At 48.4% G+C, this 225-nt stretch carries 1 protein-coding gene; it reads right to left on the reverse strand.

Annotated features, from left to right (window positions below; all coding sequences use genetic code 11):
• On the reverse strand, positions 1-225 hold a 225-nt coding region (locus FDX22_RS24385; protein ID WP_146717910.1), incomplete at both ends, for a diguanylate cyclase domain-containing protein.

The raw sequence follows: 225 nt of genomic DNA on the forward strand, positions 1-225 counted from the left end.
AGCCGTTTCTGCCAGCCTGTTTGACATGATACATCGCAGTATCGGCTTTAACTTTTAGCTCATGTAACGTTGAGCCGTGTTCGGGATAAAGACTGCTTCCCGCGCTTAACGAAACGCGAATGGTATGTCCAAACAGTGTAAAAGGTTCTTTGACGGCGCTGGCAATACGGGTCATCAGCACCGAAATTGCTTCCCGGTTGCTGTTTGGCACCAGCAGGATAAATT

Origin of the sequence: Citrobacter sp. TBCS-14 (assembly GCF_005280805.1) — a bacterium.
GTDB classification, from domain to species: domain Bacteria; phylum Pseudomonadota; class Gammaproteobacteria; order Enterobacterales; family Enterobacteriaceae; genus Citrobacter; species Citrobacter gillenii.